General features: G+C 64.8%; 18 protein-coding genes. 7 read left to right on the top strand and 11 right to left on the bottom strand.

What is annotated here, in order from left to right:
* Window positions 1-4: 4 nt before the first annotated feature.
* From yegS to B5X78_RS11700, 3 genes are all read right to left on the bottom strand, one after another.
* On the bottom strand, window positions 5-973 hold the full coding sequence (gene yegS, locus B5X78_RS11710; RefSeq protein WP_079724719.1) for a lipid kinase YegS: 969 nt from the start codon (window positions 971-973) through the stop codon (window positions 5-7).
* 77 nt (window positions 974-1050) lie between these two features.
* Window positions 1051-1725: a ribulose-phosphate 3-epimerase gene (rpe, locus tag B5X78_RS11705; RefSeq protein ID WP_079724718.1), complete on the bottom strand. Its 675-nt coding sequence runs from the start codon at window positions 1723-1725 to the stop codon at window positions 1051-1053.
* A gap of 21 nt (window positions 1726-1746) precedes the next feature.
* Window positions 1747-2073: a J domain-containing protein gene (locus B5X78_RS11700; RefSeq protein WP_079724717.1), complete on the bottom strand. Its 327-nt coding sequence runs from the start codon at window positions 2071-2073 to the stop codon at window positions 1747-1749.
* 88 nt (window positions 2074-2161) lie between these two features.
* Between B5X78_RS11700 and B5X78_RS11695 the strand changes: the two genes are divergently transcribed.
* Window positions 2162-3088, top strand: coding sequence for a phosphoribosylaminoimidazolesuccinocarboxamide synthase (locus tag B5X78_RS11695; RefSeq protein ID WP_079726154.1), 927 nt, complete (start codon window positions 2162-2164; stop codon window positions 3086-3088).
* A 53-nt stretch (window positions 3089-3141) separates the two neighbouring features.
* On the opposite strand, the gene B5X78_RS11690 is transcribed toward B5X78_RS11695, so the two are convergent.
* Both B5X78_RS11690 and B5X78_RS11685 read right to left on the bottom strand, forming a co-directional pair.
* Window positions 3142-3516, bottom strand: a complete 375-nt coding sequence (locus B5X78_RS11690; RefSeq protein ID WP_139381543.1) for a DUF6970 domain-containing protein — start codon at window positions 3514-3516, stop codon at window positions 3142-3144.
* Window positions 3517-3656: 140 nt separating this feature from the next.
* On the bottom strand, window positions 3657-5627 hold the full coding sequence (locus tag B5X78_RS11685; RefSeq protein ID WP_079724715.1) for a patatin-like phospholipase domain-containing protein: 1971 nt from the start codon (window positions 5625-5627) through the stop codon (window positions 3657-3659).
* A 196-nt stretch (window positions 5628-5823) separates the two neighbouring features.
* On the opposite strand from B5X78_RS11685, the gene B5X78_RS11680 reads away from it, so the two are divergent.
* Window positions 5824-6960 carry a DUF2235 domain-containing protein gene (locus B5X78_RS11680; protein WP_176140849.1) on the top strand — a complete coding sequence of 379 codons (1137 nt, stop codon included), beginning with the start codon at window positions 5824-5826 and terminating at the stop codon, window positions 6958-6960.
* A 67-nt stretch (window positions 6961-7027) separates the two neighbouring features.
* Here the strand turns inward: B5X78_RS11680 and B5X78_RS11675 are convergent, their stop codons facing one another.
* The 6 genes from B5X78_RS11675 to B5X78_RS11650 form a co-directional block, all read right to left on the bottom strand.
* Window positions 7028-7699: a hypothetical protein gene (locus tag B5X78_RS11675; RefSeq protein ID WP_079724714.1), complete on the bottom strand. Its 672-nt coding sequence runs from the start codon at window positions 7697-7699 to the stop codon at window positions 7028-7030.
* A gap of 66 nt (window positions 7700-7765) precedes the next feature.
* Entirely contained in the window at window positions 7766-8239 is a 474-nt protein-coding gene (locus tag B5X78_RS11670; protein ID WP_139381542.1) for an RES family NAD+ phosphorylase, read from the bottom strand.
* Complete coding sequence (locus B5X78_RS11665) at window positions 8224-8679, bottom strand: antitoxin Xre/MbcA/ParS toxin-binding domain-containing protein (RefSeq protein WP_079724712.1); 456 nt, start codon at window positions 8677-8679, stop codon at window positions 8224-8226. Before B5X78_RS11665 ends, B5X78_RS11670 begins: the two co-directional genes overlap by 16 nt.
* Before the next feature lie 327 nt (window positions 8680-9006).
* Complete coding sequence (locus B5X78_RS11660) at window positions 9007-9873, bottom strand: TSCPD domain-containing protein (RefSeq protein ID WP_079724711.1); 867 nt, start codon at window positions 9871-9873, stop codon at window positions 9007-9009.
* Between the two features lie 129 nt (window positions 9874-10002).
* Window positions 10003-10635, bottom strand: a complete 633-nt coding sequence (locus B5X78_RS18625; RefSeq protein WP_079724710.1) for a hypothetical protein — start codon at window positions 10633-10635, stop codon at window positions 10003-10005.
* A gap of 203 nt (window positions 10636-10838) precedes the next feature.
* Window positions 10839-12992 (bottom strand): adenosylcobalamin-dependent ribonucleoside-diphosphate reductase, encoded by a 2154-nt coding sequence (locus B5X78_RS11650; protein WP_079724709.1) that lies wholly within the window; start codon window positions 12990-12992, stop codon window positions 10839-10841.
* A gap of 521 nt (window positions 12993-13513) precedes the next feature.
* On the opposite strand from B5X78_RS11650, the gene B5X78_RS11645 reads away from it, so the two are divergent.
* From B5X78_RS11645 to B5X78_RS11625, 5 genes are all read left to right on the top strand, one after another.
* Window positions 13514-14968, top strand: a complete 1455-nt coding sequence (locus tag B5X78_RS11645) for a Do family serine endopeptidase (RefSeq protein WP_079726152.1) — start codon at window positions 13514-13516, stop codon at window positions 14966-14968.
* Window positions 14969-15066: 98 nt separating this feature from the next.
* The gene (locus B5X78_RS11640) at window positions 15067-15435 is read left to right on the top strand and encodes a hypothetical protein (RefSeq protein WP_079724708.1); all 369 of its coding nucleotides are present in this window, start codon (window positions 15067-15069) and stop codon (window positions 15433-15435) included.
* 9 nt (window positions 15436-15444) lie between these two features.
* Window positions 15445-15912 carry a hypothetical protein gene (locus B5X78_RS11635; RefSeq protein WP_079724707.1) on the top strand — a complete coding sequence of 156 codons (468 nt, stop codon included), beginning with the start codon at window positions 15445-15447 and terminating at the stop codon, window positions 15910-15912.
* Complete coding sequence (locus tag B5X78_RS11630; RefSeq protein ID WP_079724706.1) at window positions 15909-16439, top strand: hypothetical protein; 531 nt, start codon at window positions 15909-15911, stop codon at window positions 16437-16439. The genes B5X78_RS11635 and B5X78_RS11630 overlap by 4 nt, the downstream gene beginning before the upstream one ends.
* 178 nt (window positions 16440-16617) lie before the next feature.
* On the top strand, window positions 16618-17727 hold the full coding sequence (locus B5X78_RS11625) for an AI-2E family transporter (RefSeq protein WP_079724705.1): 1110 nt from the start codon (window positions 16618-16620) through the stop codon (window positions 17725-17727).
* The last annotated feature ends 16 nt before the right edge of the window (window positions 17728-17743 follow it).

Below are 17743 nucleotides of genomic sequence, written 5' to 3'. Positions count from 1 at the left end.
TACTTTACCCGAGGGTGTCCGCCTGGACCAGTCGTGAAGCGCGATTCGGGGCCAGCAAGGGGCAATCCTGCGGCAGATGCATGCGCAACCGGCCTGGAACGCATTCGACCCGGAACCGGCGTGAACGCAGCGGTTCGCCATCCAGGTTCAAGGTGATGGGCTGATCGCTTTGCAGTTCCAGCCACGGCAGACGCGCACGCGTGGCGATGCGTTCCAGTGCGGGCTGCTTGCCCTGGGTCAACAAGGTGCTGACGGTACCGGCCAGTTCGCCCTGCAGCTCCGGGATGATGGTCAGATCGAGCAGGCCATCATCGACCAGCGCTTCCGGACACAGCGCCTGGCCACCGCCGGCCTGGCGGCCATTGCCGATGCCCAGGGCGATGAATTCACCGCTCCACTCGAACTCCGGACCACTGATGCGCGCCGGAATCGGCTCGATCCGGCCCAGCTTGGCGATGCCGGTAATCAGATACGCCAGGCCGCCGAGCACCTTCTTCAAGCCTTCATCGGTTTCCACCGTCACGTCGGTGCCGAAGCCGCCGCTGGCCAGGTTGGCGCACCAGTGCGGGCCATCGTCGGCCTGCACCTTCAGCAGATCCACCGGCACCGCCGGGGCCACGGCGATCAGGCCCAGCGCATCGCGCGGCTCCTGCGCCACGCCGGCCGCACTGGCGAAATCGTTGGCGGTGCCCAGCGGCACCAGCGCCAGGCTGGGCAGGTCTTCGGCCGCTTCCGGACGCAAGGCCAGGGTCGCGGCGACTTCACCGAGGGTGCCATCCCCGCCTGCGGCCACCAGGCAATCCACGCCCGCCTCGATCGCCTCGGCCACGTAGCGCTCGGCATCGCCGGCTTCCCAGGTCACCCGCACCGACAGGGCAATGCCCTGCTTGCGCCAATGCGCCACGGCCTCGCGCAGATCGTCGTTGCCAGCGGCCTTGCCATTGAGGATCAGGCGCCAATGCGGTGCTGCCATGGAGGAAGTTCCGGTGGGGGTGCGCAAGCGTAGCCGGTCACCCTGACGCAGCGTGTGCAGGCGTTGTCCGGCTTCGCTCAGCCGCGCGCAGCCGCCACTGCCGCGCGCATGCGGCGGATCACGTCGGCATAGTCCGGCGCGTTGAAAATCGCCGAGCCCGCCACGAAGGCGTCCGCGCCCGCTGCCGCAATCTCACCGATGTTGTCGGCCTTCACCCCGCCATCGATTTCCAGGCGGATGTCCTTGCCGGTGGCGTCGATCTTGCGGCGCACGGCGCGCAGTTTTTCCAGCGTGGAATGAATGAACGCCTGGCCGCCAAAGCCCGGATTGACCGACATCAGCAGCACCAGGTCCAGGTCGTCCAGCACCCAGTCCAGCACATCCACCGGCGTGGCCGGATTCAGCACCAGCCCGGCCTTGCAGCCGTGCGACTTGATCAGCTGGATCGTGCGGTGCACGTGGCGCGAGGCTTCCGGGTGGAAGCTGATGATGCTGGCGCCGGCCTCGGCGAAGTCCGGCACGATGCGGTCCACCGGCTCCACCATCAGGTGCACGTCGATGGGCGCGGTCACCCCATGCTTGCGCAGCGCCTGGCAGACCATCGGGCCGATGGTCAGGTTGGGCACGTAGTGGTTGTCCATCACGTCGAAATGCACCCAGTCCGCACCGGCGGCGAGCACGTTGTCCACTTCCTCGCCCAGCTTGGCGAAGTTGGCGGACAGGATGGACGGGGCAATCAGGCAGGTCGACATGGGGCGGCTCTCGGCAATGGGTCAGCGTTTGCGCAGGGTCTTGATGCGGTCGTAGGCGGCGTTGATCTCGCCGGCCTTGCGTTCGGCCTGGCGCACCAGTTCGGGCGCCGCGCCGGCCATCTTGTCCGGGTGGTACTGGGAGATCAGCCGCCGGTAGGCCTGGTCGACCTCGGCATCGCTGGCCTCGCTGGTCAGGTTGAAGATCCGGTAGGGATTTTCGCGGGACAGCTTGAACCAGTCCTCGTCGAAGGCATGGCCGATGATGGCGCCGAGCAGGCCGCCCAGGGGGTGGCGCATGAGCAGCCAGCCGGCGATGAATCCGAGCAATTTCCCGTACCAGCGCTTCATCCGCACTCCTCAAAATTCCCGGGCATTTTACGTCACAGCCGGCCATTCCCGCCGTACACTACGCGGCCCGGCCGTTTCTGGAGTGTTTGTGCCGACGACGTTGCTTGAATCCGATCTGCCCGGCTTGCCGCTGCGCCATCGCGGCAAGGTCCGCGATGTGTTCGACCTGCCCCGCGAGCGCCTGCCCGCCGACGCCCCGCCCGGCGACTACCTGTTGATGGTGGCCACCGATCGCCTGAGCGCGTTCGACGTGGTGCTGCCGGACCCGATTCCCGGCAAGGGCGAGATGCTCTGCCAGATTTCCAATTTCTGGTTCGCCAAGACCGCGCACCTGATGCCCAACCACCTGACCGGCATCGACGTGGCCAGCGTGCTGCCCGCAGGCGTGGACCCGGCGCTGTACGCCAAACGCGCCGTGGTCACCCGCAAGCTCAAACCGGTGCCGGTGGAAGCGATTGCGCGTGGCTATCTGATTGGCAGCGGCTGGAAGGACTACCAGCGCACCGGCAAGGTCAGCGGCATCGACCTGGCCGATGGCCTGCGTCAGGCCGAGCGCCTGCCCGAGCCGATCTTCACCCCGTCGACCAAGGCGGCGGTTGGCGATCACGACGAGAACATCGACTTCGACACCATGGTCAAGACCGTGGGTGCGGAGCTGGCCGAGCGCGTGCGCGACGCCACCCTGCGCATCTACCGCTACGCCGCCGAATACGCGGCCGAACGCGGCATCCTGCTGGCCGACACCAAGTTCGAATTCGGCACCGATGCCGATGGTCGCCTGTACATCATGGACGAGATGCTCACGCCGGATTCCTCGCGCTACTGGCCGGCCGATCAGTACGAGATAGGCACCAGCCCGCCGAGCTACGACAAGCAGTTCGTGCGCGATTACCTGGAGACGCTGGACTGGGGCAAGACCGCGCCCGGCCCGCGCTTGCCGGCCGAAGTGATTGAGCGCACGCGCGCCAAGTACGCCGAGGCGTTGTTGAAGTTGGCGGATATCCACGTCGACTGAGGTAGCGCTACGCAAGCAAGGAAAGTATCGCCCGCTTGCCGGGCGATTCTTTTTCAGGGAGGCACCGTTTCCGGCGCGGGCTTGCGCGGGTCCGACCAGAGCAAGGTCGCTTCGCTGCCGGCATCCTTCGGCGCCGGGCACTTGCCGTCTCCGTGTCCCGCAAAGCCACCCGAGGGATGACACAGCGTGTCGCCGCGTGCATCCCACAATGGGTTGAACTGATCGCAGCATGGCGCGACCACGTAATAAGCGGTGGCGCCGTTGTGGCGGATCTTCCAGATGGCGGAAGGCGATTCGTGCTCCGCGCCGGCTTCATAGCCGGCAATGCGTTGCTGCAGCCAGTCGGGCATGGCCGCGTCACCAACGGGATGGGCGCTGCAAGCGAGTAGCGTGGTCGCCGCCAACGCCAGGCCAAGGATTCGATTCATGGTAGCGATGCGCATGCCGGGTCTCGTTCTTTTTCGGCACTATACCCAGCACGATGTGCACACGCCCGATACGGCGAGCGCCTGTGGCAGTTGGGGCCAGCTCCCCGCATCCAATTACGCAGCTGGCCTCGCGACGAAGCTCAGATCCTCGGCCGCAACTTCAACTCCGGAGTCGGCTTGGGTGCGCCCACATCCAACTGCGTGGCCGGGCGCGCCGCGTTGCTGGCCATGATCAGCTTCGACAACTCACGCAGGCGACGCAGCGATTCCTGCGCGAGCCCGGCCTGCGTCAGGTACAAGCCTTGTTCGTCGGTGCCCAGCTCGCCCAAGCCGTGGAAGGCATAGCTGCCCTTGCCAGTTTCGGGGTCAAAGAAGCGCGCGTACTCGGCGTCCGTGCCATCGAGTCGGCTGCATGACTTCTCCAGTGACTCCAGCAGCTCGGCCGTGCTCGACAGCAGCAGGCGCAGGCGGATGATCTGGTGGTTGCCCCAGCCCATCTTCGACGGCTCGGTGGCGGTGGTCCAATGCACGGGATCGCCAAAACGCTCCACGAACACCCGGCCCGCCTCGCGCCCGTAGTCGGTGAGTTTGGTGATCAGCGCGTCTTCCATCGTCAGGTTCAGGCCACCCTCTTGCTTCGTCAGGCGGATCAAACCGATGCGATCACGAAAGCCGGCCAGATGCGACAAGGTGTCGTGGTTCCAGTCCTTGGCCACATGCACCACCGCGCCCAGGAACCCCATCACCCCGGCCACGCCCGTAGCGGGAAACCGCCGCCACGGATGCAGCCGCGCCTTGTCGTTGGTGGCGGGAAACACCACGCGCTGGTTGCGGCCGTGCGCGGGATCGCGCGCGTCCTCGCTGTCGATCTGCCCGAGGTTGAGGCCAAACGTCGGCCGCGACGGCAACGCGCTGTCGAAAAAGTGGATGGGGAAGTTGGAACCCACCCCGCCATCGGTAAACCACAACCGCTCCAGCCTGCGCTCGGCCTTGGGCTTGAGGTAATCCACCGAGTACAGCGGGATGGCGCTGAGCAGCAGCGGAAAGCTCAGGCTCATGCGCACCGCCACCACCACCGGCAGGTCTTCGGGTGCGGGCAGGCGACGGAAGCCGGTCAGGTCGATGTCGCTGCGGTCTTCATCCGACGCCGGCCGCTCGCGCGCCTTCATCCATTCGGTGATCCGCGGCGGGAACAGCGCTTCGAAATCGGCATCGCGGTAGTAGAACTGCTTGTTCTCGCGCACCTTGTCGTCGTCGCGGAACGGCATGCGGAAAGGGCGACCCAGGGTCAGGCAGGTGGTCATCACCTGCAGGTCGATGTCGCCCTCGTTCAAGTCGCCGAAGGTGAGCGGCTTGGCGCGCTGGATGGCGTCATTGTCCTCGCGCCAACGTTGCGCCTGTCCGCACAGGTCGTCGAAGTACTGCGTCAGCCAGGGAGTGAGCGCCTCATCGGGCGCGGGATCGTCCGGAGCGGCCATGCCCGAGCAGGCGCCGAAGCGATTGGCCGGCAGTTCGCGGAACAGCAGGCGCACGATATTGGCGATCACCACCAGTACCGCCCCCGCCAGTGCGCCGGCCAGCACCCATGGCCAGAACACCAGCTGCCGCCCGGCCAGCCATGCCAGCGGCGCGCCGCCGATCAGCGCGCCCAACACGATCCAGAAGCCGAAGTGACGCAGCAGGGCCCAGACCACCGAGACCACACGCGCGCCGCGACTCTTGTCGCCCAGCATCGACAGGAACACATCGAACAACGGCCGCAGCGTGGGCACGGGCTTGAAGAACGCCTTCAACAGCGTGCCCTGCCCGTCCGCCGGCTTGCCCGCCAGTTGCGCGGGCAAGGTTTCCAGTTTCCGGAAGCCCTGCGGATCCTCAGCGAGCTTGCCGTTCCTGTAGCGCTGCCGCCCCAGTTCCGCTGCTGCCGCCGCCGCCGCGGCAATCGCGCCCGCGCTGGTCCCACCGATGCAGCGCAGCTCGAAGGCCTTGGCGATTTCCGCCACCGCCAGCGGATAGACGATGCCGCTGGTGATGCCGCCCTTCATGATCAGATCGCACTGGGTGGCGAATACGCGCTGGCCTGCGGCAGCGGGAGTGGCCGATTCGTGGGGCATCGTGGTGTCCTCGCGTCATGCGCCACCCGGACCGTTCCGGGCTTTCCGACGTCCATGCTCACAAGCCTGCACGTGCAATGGCGTGAAGCGCGGACAGCGTGGGCGCGGGTGCGAGGCTCGCCATGCTCCGCGGGATTGGCCTGTTCCCCCGCGGTGCCGCGTTGAACCAGGGAGGACGGGCAACCGGATGGCGGCCATGAAGCGACTGGCGATCTTCTGCGATGGCACCTGGAACCAGGCCGACCAGGAACACGACGGCCAGGCCTGCCCCAGCAACGTGATGCGGCTGGCCACCCGCGTGGCCCGCACCGGCGCCGACGGCCTGCCGCAGATCACCTACTACGACCAGGGCGTGGGCACCGGCAACCAGCTCGATCGCCTCACCGGCGGCGCATTCGGCAAGGGCCTGGATATCAACCTCTACGAGGCCTACCGCTTCCTGATGTTGAACTACGAAGTGGGCGACGAGATTTTCCTGTTCGGTTTCAGCCGTGGCGCCTACACCGTGCGCAGCCTGGCCGGAATGATCCGCAAGTGCGGCATTCTCAATCGGTTGTCCGTCGATCACTACCGGCAAGCCATCGACACCTACTGCGACAACGCCCGCCCCGGCGACGAAGGCCCCACCGCGTTCCGCTGCGAGCATTCCATCGCCACCAGCAAGGAAATCCCGATCAAGATGATCGGCGTGTGGGACACCGTGGGCTCACTCGGCATCCCCGTGCGCGGCCTGCGCTGGGTCACCGCCGACAAGTACAAATTCCACGACGTCGAGCTGAGTAGCGCGGTCAAGAACGCCTACCAGGCCCTGGCCATCGACGAACACCGCGCGCCCTTCGAAGCCGCTCGCTGGGTGCCGCGCCCGAAGGACGAGCAGTACGTGGAGCAGATGTGGTTCTGCGGCGTGCACACCGACGTGGGCGGCGGCTACCCGCCCGACGCGCACAAGCGCCGCCTCTCCGATATCCCGCTCAAATGGATGCGTGACAAGGCCGAAGCCCTGCGCCTGCACATGGACCCCACCCTCGAAGCCGCCCCGCAGAACCAGTTGAACAGCGACCCGCTGGCCGACAAGCACGAATCCAAGAAAGGCCTGTACCGCGTCACCCCCGGCATCGAACGCGTGATCGGCATGGCCGCCAAGCTGCAGGAACAACCCACCGAAAGCACCACCGAACGCGACCCCACCCAGCATCTGCATCCGTCCGTGCTGGAGCGCTGGGACAAGGACCCGAGCTATCGCCCGAACAACCTGGTGCGGTATTTGAAGATGGTGAATGACCCGAGGGTCGCGAAGGTGGGGATGGGGGTCAAGGCGCCGAGTCCGGCGTAATCACCGCCCCCAAAAAATCGAACCGAGGAACTGTAGGAGGGGCTTCAGCCCCGAACCCGACCCTCTATCAAACGATGCTGTCTGCTTCAAAGTCCTTCAATGCCGCCGACAAAACCGCATCCAGAAACTGCAACCGAATCAGCATCAACGCAGCCACAACAGATACGACGTACATCATCACCACAGACACGGCGAGCACGAAGAGCCAGGCCGGCATGTCCAGTGGCTGCCTCCAATTCGCGAAGAACGTGCAGATAGCAATTGCAGCGGGCAGAAAACCGAGCCGCGCCAGCCCGCCCGAGATCAGGCCCACCTTCGAATCCATCGTGCACAGGTGCAGGCGAACGGTGGCCCTGAGCTCGCTGACTTGGTCCGGCGAATGCTTGGCAAGCCAGCTCGCCAGCGTCATGAATTCAATCCGGTCATGGTCCAGCTGTGCTGTTTGCTCAGTGCGCCATCGACGCATCTGCATGACGAAGACATAACCGTGACGGACGATGTAGGGAAGCGCACCCAAAGCGCATGAGATCAACCCGAAGCGCGCCATCGTCACCATCCATTCCTGCGGCGTCAGAAACTGCACGAGCAACAACGGCGCCAAGCCTAGGATGGATCCCGCGATGAAGACAGCCACGAATACCTTCAGCCATCCGGGTGTGTCCAGGACCGAGGACGGTCCATCTGGTATTTCCTTCAACCGCGCCTCAAGCGCCGCGAACGACAATTCCCCGTCTGCCATGACTTGCTCCCCGCTTCCCTGGACGGAGCATGGCAATTCGATGCGGCGGGCGCAACTTGGCTTTCCCTATTTTTGAAGTCGGGTATCCAGCGAGAACGGGTCCAGCGAGACGCGCCTTATCTCGGCGAATCTGGCGTGGAGGGGATTGATCAACAAGTTGAACTCATAGCGCGCGATGGCGCTGGGTACTCGAAGCGCCAGGGAGCCTGAGGTCCTGAGCCAGTTGTCGCCGACCCGCTGCACGGTGGCGGAGTACGGAAGCCTGTTCCAGCCGGGTGGATACGCCACCTCCGGTAGCGTGGTGATGGCGGCATCGGGAACGTCGAATCCCAGCAGCATGCAGCCGTTCGGCATGTTTTCCTCGTCCATGTGGGCCAACGACTCGAGCATCGCCAGAGCAACAGAGCTGGACGTGTAGGCGACCCGTCTGTCACACGAGTTCCACCGGCCCGGTTTGCGGGCTGCTCCGATGCCTGACAATGCTTGTTCGATGTACCTGGACTTGCTGATGCGGTACACGCGCATCAGGCGAAGTCGCACCACTCGATTCGCCAGAGTTCATCTTCCACCTCTCTGGCGCCAGCATCCGAAACGAGCATATCGATGGGCCGTCCACCCAGGATCAGATGCCGGCTGGACAACCAGCGCGTGGCTTTGGCATCACTCTCGAAGACGTGTCGGGCCAAGCCGGCGATGCGTGCAATGCGCAGGACGCGTCCGGATTCGACTTCGGTCAGAGACCCATGGGCCGCTTGCCTGCGTTGGAAGGCCTGCTCCGGAATTTTCAGCAAGGCCAGCACGTTTCGCTCGTGAATTGCGAGCTTGTTTGCCAGCACTCGAATAACGCGCCCGGGCAGCAGGGGCGCGCGGGCGGTTTTGCTTGTCGGCGGTTGGGCCTTGAGGTCGAGGAACTCGAAGGCGCGAAGGGCATCTTCGAGTGTTGGGGTCTGGTCTGCCGGTGGGGAGAGTGTGTGCGTCATGCGCGCGGTGAACTTGCGAGGGAAGTTGATGACCAGCCTGCTTCCCGTGCGTTCAAAGCGTCAACTTACATTGCGGCGAAAGGTTGCGGAATCTTCAGCCTGAGATGCACGCGATAGTGCGGTCCTTTTGCCACGACGAAGCTAATGTTCCCTCTGCAAAAAGTGATCGTCGTAGCACGACTGAGTAAGCTGGCGATATCCGTGTTCCTGAGGCCGGGTGCATCTATTAGAGTTTGCAGTCCAGGAAGCAAAAGGGGCCCCAAGAAGGAGCCCCGCTGCGCTGTTTGCAAGAACGAAGTCTTGAGAACCTGGTGTGGCGCGATCACCTCACCCGCACTTCGAATACCCACAATTCAAGCAAGTAGCACACCCATCCATGATCACCAGGGCCTTGGTGCTGCACTTGTGACAAAGCGTCGCCGAAGGCGGGAAGCTGGTGCCGTCGCCGGTCACGGCGATGTCTTCGGAGCTGCCGTTTTGCACGGCGTTGCCCTCATCCGCCCTTCGCGCACCTTCTCCCGCTTTGGCGGGAGAAGGGGTGGCGCTGGCGGAGGAGACTGATGCCGGCGCGGCCGGGCTTACTTCAGAGTTTTTTTTTGCGCGTTCTTCGTACTGCTTGCGCTTGTCGGCCAGGATGGCGCGCTGGTGCTCGCTCATTTCCGGGTCGTGGATCAGGCCGATCGACTTCATGTGCTCTTCGACGATGGCGCCCAGTTCGGCGACCAGGCTCGGCATGTAGACGCCGCCGGCCTTGAAGTAGCCGCCGCGCGGATCGAACACGGCCTTCATTTCATCGACCAGGAAGGTGACATCGCCGCCCTTGCGGAACACGGCGCTCATGATGCGGGTGAGCGCGACGATCCACTGGAAGTGTTCCATCGACTTGCTGTTGACGAAGATTTCGAACGGGCGGCGCAGTTCGTGCTCGGTGCCGGCGTTGAGCACGATGTCGTTGATGGTCACGTACATGGCGTGTTCCACCAGCGGGGATTTGATCTTGTAGGTGCTGCCCACCAGCACTTCCGGGCGCTCGATGCGCTCGTGCATGTGGATGACTTCGGCGGTGGGCAATTCGGATTCGGCCTTGCTGCGGCTGATCGACTCGGCCTGCACCGGGGCGGCGGCTTCGCGCGCTTTGTCTTCCGGGGTGAGGACGGTGTAGCCCTTGATCTTCTTGTCGATTTTGACGGCCATGGCGCGAATCCTGTGCTTGGTTCTTGTGTGGTGATTGGGCGGTGGGCGGAGGGGCTGGCGGAAGGAGTACTGGCGCCTTTTGCCCCCACCCCAGCCCTCCCCCGCGTGCGGGGGAGGGGATGGAGCGTCTTACTTTCTGGAAGCTTTCTTGGCGGCCTTCTTGCTGGCCTTTTTGGCGGTACTCGGGGTCTTGCGTGCGGTCTTTGCCGCTTTTTTCGGTGCTGCCTTGCGGGCGACCTTCTTGGCCGCTTTCTTTACGGTCTTCTTGGCGGCCGTGGCTTTCTTGGCCACTTTTTTGGCTGCCTTCTTTACCGTTTTCTTGGTGGCGCTGGCTTTCTTGGCGACTTTCTTTGCAACCTTCTTGGCGGCTTTCTTCGGAGCCGCCTTGCGGGCGGTCTTCGTGGCAGCTGCCTTCCTGGTGGCCTTCTTCGCGGTCTTCTTGGTTGCCTTCTTGCCGACCTTGCGGGTCAGGGCGGTGGCTTCCTTCTTGGCGGTGGCGCTGGCTTCTTCCAGGCGCTTCTTGGCCTTGGCGACCGACTTCTTGACGGCCTTGGTCGCCTTGGTGGTGCGCTTGGTCACGGCCTTGCGAACCTTGGCGACATCGGCCGTCACGGTCTTGCGCGCCTTCTTGGCGGCTTTTTTCGCCTTGGCCACCGTCTTGCTGACGCTGGCGGCGGCGGCTTCGCCGATCTCCAGTGCCTTTTCTTTTACCGTCTCGGCGGCGTCGGAAAGCGTCGCCGTGACACCGTTACCGTTGCTCATAACTGCCCTCCTGTGGGCCTTGTCATTGTTTGACGACGCCGATGCTACTGCTTTGTTTGTGTTTGTTGTGGTTAGGAGCAAGAGCAGCTCGCTGCGCTCGCTCCCCCCCACCCTACCCTCCCCCGCAAGCGGGGGAGGAAATTTACTTGCTCTCCCCCGCAAGCGGGGGCGGAACCTAGGGCTGTTCCAATTTGGAACAGTCCTTAGAACTTGCCGTAATAGCCTTCCTTGAGGGCGTCGAACAGGTTGGCGGCGGTGTGCATTTCGCCGTCGTATTCAATCTGCTCGTTGCCCTTGACTTCGATGACGTTGCCGTCTTCGAGTTCGAAACGGTAGGTGGTGTTTTCCAGATCCGCTTCCTTGACCAGCACGCCCTGGAAGGCGGCCGGGTTGAAGCGGAAGGTGGTGCAGCCCTTCAGGCCCTGCTCGTGGGCGTAGCGGTAGATGTCCTTGAACTGCTCGTACGGGTAGTCCGTGGGCACGTTGGCGGTCTTGGAGATGGAGCTGTCCACCCACTTCTGGGCGGCGGCCTGCACGTCCACGTGTTCCTTGGGGCTGATGTCGTCGGCGGAGATGAAGTAGTCCGGCAGGCGGGCGTCGGCTTCATCGCTGAACGGCATGGCCTTGGCGTTGATCAACTCGCGATAGGCAAGCAGCTCGAAGGAATAGACGTCCACCTTTTCCTTGGACTTCTTGCCTTCGCGGATCACGTTGCGGCTGTAGTGGTGGGCGAACGAGGGCTCGATGCCGTTGCTCGCGTTGTTGGCCAGCGACAGGCTGATGGTGCCGGTCGGAGCAATCGAGCTGTGGTGGGTGAAGCGGCTACCCACTTCGGCCATCTCATCGACCAGGTCCGGCGCGACCGAGGCCACGCGCTGCATGTAGCGACTGTACTTGGCGTGCAGCACCTTGCCGGGGATTTCCTGGCCGGCCTTCCAGCCGTCCTTCGCCATTTCCGGGCGCTTGCGCAGCATCTCGGCGGTGACGGTGAACAGCTCTTCCATGATCGGGGCGGCGCCCTTCTCCTTGGCCAGGGCCAGGCCCATTTCCCAACCGGCCACGGCCATTTCGCGGGCGATGGATTCGGTGAACTCGCACGATTCCGGGCTGCCGTACTTGTGCTTGAGCATGGTCAGGGTCGAACCCAGGCCCAGGAAGCCCATGCCGTGGCGACGCTTGCGCAGGATCTCGGCGCGCTGCTGTTCCAGCGGCAGGCCGTTGACCTCGACCACGTTGTCGAGCATGCGGGTGAACACGCGCACCACTTCCTTGTATTCCTCCCAGTCAAAGGAGGCTTCATCGGTGAAGGGCTTGCGCACGAACTTGGTCAGGTTGACCGAACCCAGCAGGCAGGCGCCATACGGCGGCAGCGGCTGCTCGCCACACGGGTTGGTGGCGCGGATGGTTTCGCACCACCAGTTGTTGTTCATCTCGTTGACGCGGTCAATCAGGATGAAGCCCGGCTCGGCGTAGTCATAGGTGGACACCATGATCATGTCCCACAGGTGACGCGCACGGATATGGCCGTAGATCTTGCAGGCGACCAGGCCGTCATCGCGGCTGACGTAGGTCTTGTGGGTCGGCCAGTCGCGCCACACCACCTGGCTGGCGTCTTCCAGATCCAGGTCGCCCTTTTCCTTGATGTTGACCGGGAACACCAGCGGCCAGTCGGCGTCGGTGTTGACCGCTTCCATGAAGCCGTCGGTGATCAGCAGCGACAGGTTGAACTGGCGCAGGCGGCCGTCTTCGCGCTTGGCGCGGATGAAGTCTTTGACGTCCGGGTGCGAGACATCGAAGGTGCCCATCTGCGCGCCGCGACGGCCACCGGCCGAGGACACGGTGAAGCACATCTTGTCGTAGATATCCATGAAGGACATCGGGCCGGAAGTGTACGCGCCGGCGCCGGCGACAAACGCACCGCGCGGTCGCAGGGTGGAGAATTCGTAACCAATACCGCAACCTGCCTTGAGGGTCAGGCCGGCTTCGTGGACTTTTTCCAGGATGCCGTCCATCGAGTCTTCGATGGTGCCGGAGACGGTGCAGTTGATCGTGCTGGTGGCCGGCTTGTGCTGCTGCGCGCCGGCGTTGGAGGTGATGCGGCCGGCGGGAATCGCACCGCGGCGCAGCGCCCAGACAAAACGTTCGTGCCAGTAGGCGCGCTTTTCAGGAGTGGCTTCGGCATCGGCCAGGGCACGTGCGACTCGCTGGTAGGTGCCGTCGATATCGGCATCCAGGGCCTCGCCTTGCTTGGTCTTCAGGCGGTACTTCTTGTCCCAGATATCCTGCGACGCCGGCTGCATGGGGATTTCCGCATCCACTTCCGCCGTTTTCACCGCCTCAAGGCGCACCGTGCTCATGTTCTGTGTTTCTCCTTGTCCTGATCTGGTTCTAGTTGTGGTGAGACGCTTGGACCCGGCAATCGGAAGGGGGCAACGGGTCGGTCGGCGCGCAGCCGGACAGCGTGCGCGGCGTTCACTACCAACCTGTGTATTGCCGGCCCGGGATACCTATGTCCCGGGCCTGCGGCATTGCCTTTCCGGCGCCTCCCCCTTCTGGCTTGTTTTCCCGCAAAAAACCCCAGTACTTGGGTCCATCTCGTGCCAAACCGCTACATGTAGTGGCGGCACGAGGTATGCAAGCTACCCCCGCTCCAGGGGTGTGTCAATGAGATTTCAGAGAATTTTTTCGTTACAGATCATGCCGATCCAGTGAAACCCTCAACCCGCCTCGCGTGGAACTTCATTGCGGGTTTAACGGTCTCTACGCACACTCGTTCAGGATGCACGTCACGCTGCAAAGCGTCATAGATTCGCCTCTAGATTGTCTCCTGTTGACCCCGCCAGCCCATTTGCCGAGCTTTCAACGTCCCATGCGAACCCTGCGACCCTTGCCCACCCTGCTCGCCCTGTCCGCCGCCGCCATGTTTGGCGGCTTTGCCGCCACCGCGGTGCACGAAATCGTCCAGCAACCGGCCCAGGCCATGCCGGCCGCCGCCATTCCCGCTGCCGGCGCCTTGCCGGTGTCGGTGAACGGGCAGGCGCTGCCGTCGCTGGCGCCGATGATCAAGCAGGTCAGCCCGGCCGTGGTCAGCGTCTACAGCCGCCAGACCGTGCGCGTGGCCAGCCCGCTGGGCCCGTTTGCCGATGACCCGTTCTTCCGCCGCCTGTTCGGCATTCCCGACATGCCCAAGGAACGGGTGGAGCGGGCGCTGGGCTCGGGCGTGATCATCGATGCGCAGCAGGGCTTGGTGCTGACCAACCACCACGTGGTGGAAAACGCCGACGGCGTGTCGGTGACCCTGGCCGATGGCCGCACGCTGGAAGCCGAATTCATCGGCTCCGATCCCGATACCGACGTGGCGGTGATCCGCATCCCCGCCACCAACCTCACCGCCATCCCGCTGGCCAACAGTGATCAGCTGCAGGTGGGCGATTTCGTGGTGGCGATGGGCAACCCGTACGGGCTGGGGCAGACGGTCACCTCGGGGATTGTTTCCGCGGTGGGCCGCAGCGGCATTCCGGTGATGGGTTTCCAGAACTTCATCCAGACCGATGCCTCGATCAACCCGGGCAATTCGGGTGGGCCGCTGGTCAACCTGCGCGGCGAACTGGTGGGCATCAATACCGCCAGCTTCAATCCACGCGGCAGCATGGCCGGCAATATCGGCCTGGGCTTTGCGATTCCGATCAACCTGGCGCGCAACATCAAGGATCAGCTGGTCGCCACCGGCGAAGTGCGCCGCGGCACGCTGGGTATCGAAACCCAGAACGTGGACGAACGCCTGGCCAAGGGCCTGGGCCTGGATGTGCCGCGCGGCGCGCTGGTGACGCGGGTGTATCCGGGTTCAGCCGCCGCCGCGGCAGGGCTGCAGTCTGGCGACGTGGTGCTGGCCGCCAACGGCCAACGCATCGACAACAGTCCTTCGCTGCACAACTTCGAAGGCCTGCAGGATGTGGGCAGCCGCATCAGTCTGGACGTGCGCCGCGACGGCAAGCCGCTGACCCTGGCGGTGACCTTGAAGGAAGGCCTGCGCTCGCTCGAAGGCGGCACGGTGGATCCGCGCCTGACCGGCGCCAGCTTCAAGGAACTGGACGAAGCCACCCGTCAGCAGCTGCGGCAGATGGGCGCCAATGGCGGCCTGCAGGTGAGCAACGTGGCCCGCAACAGCCGCGCCTGGACCAGTGGCTTGCGCCCCAACGACATCGTGGTGGCCGGCAGCAACGGCGACTTCGGCGATCTGGCCGCGTTCCGCGCCAGTTTCGAACGCAAGCCGCAACAGCTGGTGCTGCGGATCATGCGCGGCCGCAGTTCCGGCGACATCGTGATGCAGTAAGGCGTTCCGCACGCCTGTACAGACAATCCCCATGACAATGCGTTCATGGGGCCATGCGCTAGAGTTGGCCGCGCCATCCCCTATTGCTGGAGAACCCCATGACTGTTCCTACCGCTACCGACGCCGTCAAAAGCAACCTGGGCGAAGCCGGTTCGCATCTGAAGTCCGCAGCCTCGGCCGCGGGCGAAGCCGTCAAGGGCGCCGCGAGCGCCGCCGGCGATGAATTGCGCCTGGGCCGGGCCAACGTCAAATCCGAACTGGCCGACAGCGCGCTGGCCGGCATTGCCGCCGCCGAAGTGGGCGGCGAAGCCGCGCGCGAGCAGATGGACGCGCTGATGGACAAGGGCCGCGATCTGATCGACAGCGCCGCCGAGTTGATTCGCGAGCGTCCACTGGCTTCGTTCGGTGTCGCCTTCGCCGCCGGCTGGATCATCGCCAAGCTGGCGCGCAGTGGCGGCGACAAGTAAGCCGCACGCGTGAGCGACGATCGCGCCGCGACGGACGGCGAGCGCACCCCGCCGCCAGGCCTGGAAGACAGCCTGCGTCTGGTCGGTCATACCGGCAAGGCGGCGTTTGCCTCGGCCCAGGACACCGGCCGCGCCCTGCGCCGGCTGGTGTCGGCCGACTTTGCCCTGATGCGCAGCGCCTTCGGGCGCGGCCTGGCCTGGGCCGGCGTGGCGATCGTGTTCGGCGCTTCGGCCTGGGCGCTGCTCGCCGGCTCGTTGATTGCGCTGCTGGTGGGTTTCTTTGGCTGGTCGTGGCTGGGCGCGCTGTCGCTGGCGGCCCTGATCAGCATCATCGTCACCGTGTTCGCGGCCTGGAAAGTCGGCCGCTACTTCGACTACACCGGCATGCACGCCACCCGTCGCCAGTTGCACCGACTGGGCCTGTTTGACGAAGACGACGACAGCGCCGACGGCGACAAACCGGAGCGCGACAAGTGAACTTCGAACGCGCCCTGCGTCGGGTTGAAAAGGCCGAACAGCTGGTCGAAGGCCGGGCGCTGCAGACGCAGACGCATTGGCAGGAATTCAAGAGCACCTGGCGCGAAGCGTGGACGCCGGGGCGGATCATCGTCGCCGGCCTGGTCAGCGGTTTCCTCAGCGGTCGCGCCGAGCCGATGCGGGCGATGACCGGCGCCAAGTGGCTGCAGATGGTGGGCTCGCTCTCCAGCTTGTTTGCCAGTGTCACTGCGGCCACCGCCGCCGGTGAAGCCAGTACCGCCGCCGACGAGGCCAGCACCGCGGCGGACGAAGCCGGCGATGCCGCCGACAGTGCGCATGCGGCGAAGACGGGCGCAGGAGCGGGCGGCGCGCATGCGGCCGCTGGCGGACGCGTCGACGCAGAGGAAGAACGCGTCACTGCCCCGCTCGACTACCCGGAAGAACGCCTGGTCGAAGACGAATTCGCCGAGCGCGTGGTGGTGCAGCCGCGCCCGGCCGAGGCCGCGACAGAAGTGTCCGAGCGCTAGCCAGCGCTTTGTGGGAGGGACTTCAGTCCCGACACGCCGCAACGCCAGCAAGCACCTGTCGGGACTAAAGTCCCTCCCACAGATTCCCCTCCCACAGATTCCCCCACGCAGGATCTTCTACACGCAGCCGCGATGTGGCGTGGCCGCATAATCGGCCTCAACCATGGGGGAAGGTGCGATGACCATACCTGTCACTGCCAGCGACGAGTCGCCGGCGCCTGTCGAACCGGCGCCACCGCCGCCGGCGCCACGTCCGCGTGCGCCCACCTCGGTGGTGGTGATTGCGGTACTGCTGGTGGCCGCCGTGCTCTACGCCGCGCAGGACGTGGTGTTGCCGGTGCTGCTGGCAGCCTTCTTCGCCCTGGTCGGAAATCCGATCATCCGCCTGTTCCGCCGCATCCATCTGCCGCGCTTCCTCGGCGCCTTGATCGTGCTGGTCGGCGGCATCACCGCGGCCGGTGCACTGGGCATGCAGCTGTGGGAGCCGGCCAGCGACTGGTTCCGCGACGCGCCGCGCGAACTGCGCCAACTGGCGCCCAAGCTGCGCGAGTTCGCCAAGCCGGTGCAGGAGGCCAACCTGGCGGCGGAGAACTTCGCCCGGGTGGCGGGCGGCGAAGCCGGCAAGCGCGCGCAGATCGTGCGCACCACCCAGGACGACCCCTACCGGATGCTGGTGACCACGCCCAAGCTGGTGGCCTCGATCCTGGCGGTGGTACTGCTCACGTTCTTCTTCATGGTCTACGGCGAAAACCTGCAGCGGCAGGCGATCGCGCTGATGCCCAGCCGCCAGCAGAAGAAGTTCACCGTGGAAATCCTGCACTCGATCGAGCGCGAGGTCTCGCGCTACGTGCTGACCATCAGCCTGATCAACTCCTGCGTGGGGCTGATCTTCGCCGGCGTGCTGTACCTGCTCGAGTTCCCGCTGTCCGAGGCGCTGCTGTGGGGCACGCTGGCGGCGCTGTTGAACTTCGCCCCCTACGTGGGCCCGCTGATTGGCGTGGTGGCGATGCTGCTGGTGGGCTTCATCACCTTCGACGATCCGCTGCACTCGCTGGCCCCGGCCGGCGCCTACCTGCTGCTGCATACGCTGGAAGGGCAGATTGTCACCCCGATCATCCTGGGCCGGCGGATGGCGCTCTCGCCGCTGGTGCTGATCCTGGCGCTGATGGTATTCGGCTCGGCCTGGGGCATCGTCGGCCTGCTGCTGGCGGTACCGCTGCTGGTCTGCGTGAAGCTGGTGCTGGCGCGGGTGGAAGGCATGGAAGGCTGGGCACGGTTGCTGGAATGAAGCGACCGCTACGGCC

The sequence above is a fragment of the Pseudoxanthomonas indica genome, assembly GCF_900167565.1.
In the GTDB taxonomy this organism is placed as follows: Bacteria; Pseudomonadota; Gammaproteobacteria; order Xanthomonadales; family Xanthomonadaceae; genus Pseudoxanthomonas_A; species Pseudoxanthomonas_A indica.
This window is presented reverse-complemented; position numbering and strand designations above follow the sequence as displayed.